5 protein-coding genes are annotated in these 2,958 nt (G+C 71.0%); 2 read left to right on the plus strand and 3 right to left on the minus strand.

Annotated elements, in window-relative coordinates:
- A partial coding sequence (locus ACIKT0_RS16185; protein ID WP_407106396.1) for a hypothetical protein occupies positions 1–372 on the plus strand: 372 nt, incomplete at its 5' end.
- Positions 373–387: 15 nt separating this feature from the next.
- Here ACIKT0_RS16185 and ACIKT0_RS16190 read toward each other — a convergent pair.
- The 3 genes from ACIKT0_RS16190 to ACIKT0_RS16200 form a co-directional block, all read right to left on the minus strand.
- Positions 388–642, minus strand: coding sequence for a DUF2312 domain-containing protein (locus ACIKT0_RS16190; protein WP_343066240.1), 255 nt, complete (start codon positions 640–642; stop codon positions 388–390).
- A 160-nt stretch (positions 643–802) separates the two neighbouring features.
- Positions 803–1,117, minus strand: a complete 315-nt coding sequence (locus tag ACIKT0_RS16195; protein WP_407106398.1) for a DUF1244 domain-containing protein — start codon at positions 1,115–1,117, stop codon at positions 803–805.
- The gene (locus ACIKT0_RS16200; RefSeq protein ID WP_407106400.1) at positions 1,114–1,941 is read right to left on the minus strand and encodes an N-formylglutamate amidohydrolase; all 828 of its coding nucleotides are present in this window, start codon (positions 1,939–1,941) and stop codon (positions 1,114–1,116) included. Before ACIKT0_RS16200 ends, ACIKT0_RS16195 begins: the two co-directional genes overlap by 4 nt.
- A 103-nt stretch (positions 1,942–2,044) precedes the next feature.
- On the opposite strand from ACIKT0_RS16200, the gene ACIKT0_RS16205 reads away from it, so the two are divergent.
- Positions 2,045–2,958: glycerate kinase type-2 family protein (locus ACIKT0_RS16205; protein WP_407106402.1), on the plus strand; the 914-nt coding region annotated here is incomplete at its 3' end.

The following is a 2,958-nucleotide window of genomic DNA, read 5'->3' on the forward strand; positions in this document are numbered from 1 at the left end:
GGTCGCGCACTGGCGCTCGCGCACCGCGGACGTCTCGCGGCACGCCCGGCTCAACCCCGTCCCGGCGTGACCGCGATGGTCTTCAGCGTGCAGCAGATCAAGTTCGAATTCCTGATGTACATCAAGGAATTCGGCGGGCGGGCGGCCGACTGGCGGGTGGGACTTGCGGCCGACGCGCCGGCGGCGTTGTTCGGTGCGCAGAAGGTCGATCCGGAGGCCGACGTCTGGCTGTGGAAGCCGGCCCTGTCCGCGGCTGCGGCCAGAACCGTGTTCCGCTACATGACCGAGCAGTTCCACGTGCCGGCGGCCGAGGGCGCGACCGACGGCGCCTGCGTCTTCCTGTTCAGGCGGCGCGACGGCTGCGCCGCCTGAGGCGGGCGAGCCGCCTCACTGCATGCCGAGCGCCTGCATGTAGAGCTCGAGGATCGCCTCCTGCTCCTGCCGCTCGGACGCGTCCTGGCGGCGGATCTGGACGATCTTGCGCACGATCTTGACGTCGAAGCCGCGGCCCTTGAGCTCGGCGAACACCTCCTTGATGTCGTCGGAGATGCCCTTCTTCTCCTCCTCGAGGCGCTCGATGCGCTCGACGAACTGCTTCAGCTCTTCGCCGGCGACGCCGTCATTGGTGATGTCCTGAGCCACTTCGGTACCTGCCAGAGCGTGACGGAGGCGACGACGGGCGTTTGCGCGCCGCCGCTCGGGACGTCCCGAAGCCTCCTCGAAAAGGGAGGGGTCCGGTTCGCAGAACCGGGCGAGTCCGTCAAGGCGCAGAGACCGGACGGCCTGGGTATAGCGGGGACGGTCAGTGCTGCGGCTGGCGTCCGGCGAAGGCCGCCTGCTGCTCCGGGCTCGCCTCCTTCTGGTGGAGCGACTTCCACTCGTCATACGGCATGCCGTAGACGGCCTCGCGGGACTGCTCCTTGCTCAGGGCGAGCCCGCGCGCGTCGGCGGCGTCCTTCAGCCAGTTGGAGAGGCAGTTCCGGCAGAAATCCGCGAGGTTCATGAGGTCGATGTTCTGCACCTGCGGCCGGTCGCGCAGATGCTGCACGAGGCGGCGGAACACCTCGGCCTCGAGCTCGTCGCGGGTCCTGTCGTCGATCCCTGGCAGCTGGTTCATGATTTCGATCTCCTGATCTCGGCGCGCGAGCCGTAATGCGTGATGCGCCGGGTCTCCGGCAGCTCCAGCAGAGGCGGGACCAGCCGCGCGAAGCGCAGCGCCCACTCCGTCTGCCCGGCCTCGTCGCGGACGAGATCCTGCCGGATCTCGACCAGCGTGTGCGGGAAGCCGCGCTGCGTGCCGTGCTGGTGCAGCGTGTCGCCCACCAGCGCCCCGTCATAAGGCTCGTTGTCGCCGACGATCAGTCCGGGCTCCCGTGAGAGCGCCTCGAGCAGAGGCCGGGTCAGCCGGTCGTCGCGGTCCCACAGCAGGCCGACATGCCAGGGGCGCGGCGCGCCCTTCCAGGCCGGCGTGAAGCTGTGCATCGACAGGATCACCGGCGTGTCGCCGGCGTCCACGATGGCGTCGAGCTGCGCGCTGATGGCGTCGTGATAGGGGCGGTGGAAGCGCGCGACCCGGTGGGCGATCTCGTCGGCGTCGGCCTTGGCGTTGCCGGGCACCACGGCGCCGTCCGACAGCCGCATCAGCAGCGTCGGATCGTCCTCGCCGCGGTTGGGGTCGATCACCAGCCGCGAGAACCGCGACAGCACCGCGGGCGCGCCGAGCAGCCGCGCCAGCGCGAGCGTCACGCCGCGCATGCCGATGTCATAGGCGATGTGCCGCTCGAACTCCGCCGGCGAGAGCCCGAGGCTGCCGAATTCGGGCGGAACGTAGTTCGAGGCGTGATCGCAGAGGATCAGCAGCCGCGAGCCCGGAAGCCCCTCGACGACCTCGAAGGGCGGCTCTTGGTCTTTGGTCGAAAGCGAAGATGCGTCGCAGCTCATGGCCCGCCGGACAATAGTGACGCAGCCGGCCCGATGCCATAGGAAGGGCGCCCTGATCGCCCCCATCCCTTCCCCTGAACCTCATTCTCTTGGAGCAGCGCCCATGAGTCCCGACGAACGCCGCTCGCTCCTCCGCCGGGCGTTCGACGCGGGAGTGGCGGCCGCCCACCCGTCGGTGTGCATCCCGCCGCATCTGCCGGCCCCGCCGAAGGGCCGCGTGATCGTGCTCGCGGCCGGCAAGGGCGCGGGCGCCTGCGCCGAGGTGGCGGAGAAGTTCTATCGCGAGACCTACGGCCTCGGCCCCGACCGGCTCACCGGCCTCGCCGTGACCCGCCACGGCCATGCGCGGCCGACGGAGTTCGTGAAGGTGATCGAGGCGGGCCACCCCGTGCCGGACGCCGCCGGCCTGCAGGGCGCGGCCGACACGCTGAAGCTCGCAGAGGAGGCCGGGCCCGACGATCTGGTGCTCGCGCTGATCACCGGCGGCGGCTCCGCCAACTGGGTCTCGCCGGCCGACGGCCTCGATCTCGCGGTGAAGCAGGCCACCACCAAGGCGCTGCTGCGCTCCGGCGCGCCGATCGACGCCATCAACACGGTGCGGAAGCACCTGTCGCGCATCAAGGGCGGCCGGCTCGCCCGCGCGGCCCATCCGGCGAAGGTCGTGTCGCTCGCGATCTCGGACGTGCCGCGCGACGATCCGTCGGTGATCGCCTCCGGCCCGACGGTGCCGGACCCCTCCACGCTGGCGGACGCCCGAGCGGCCCTTGAGCGCTACAAGGTGACGCCGCATCCGGACGTGGCGAAGGCGCTTTCCGACCCGGCGAACGAGAGCCCGAAGCCCGGCGACGCCGCCTTCGAGCATGCCGACTATGTCGTGGTCTCGCGCCCGGCGGAGGCCGTCGCGGCCGTGATCAGGACGCTGGAGGAAGCCGGGGTCGAGGTCCGACTGGTGGGCGCCGATCTCGAGGGCGAGGCGCGCGAGGTCGCGGCCGAGCACGCCGCGATGGCCCGCGCGCT

Origin of the sequence: Hansschlegelia beijingensis, from assembly GCF_045505405.1 — a bacterium.
In the GTDB taxonomy this organism is placed as follows: domain Bacteria; phylum Pseudomonadota; class Alphaproteobacteria; order Rhizobiales; family Methylopilaceae; genus Methylopila; species Methylopila beijingensis_A.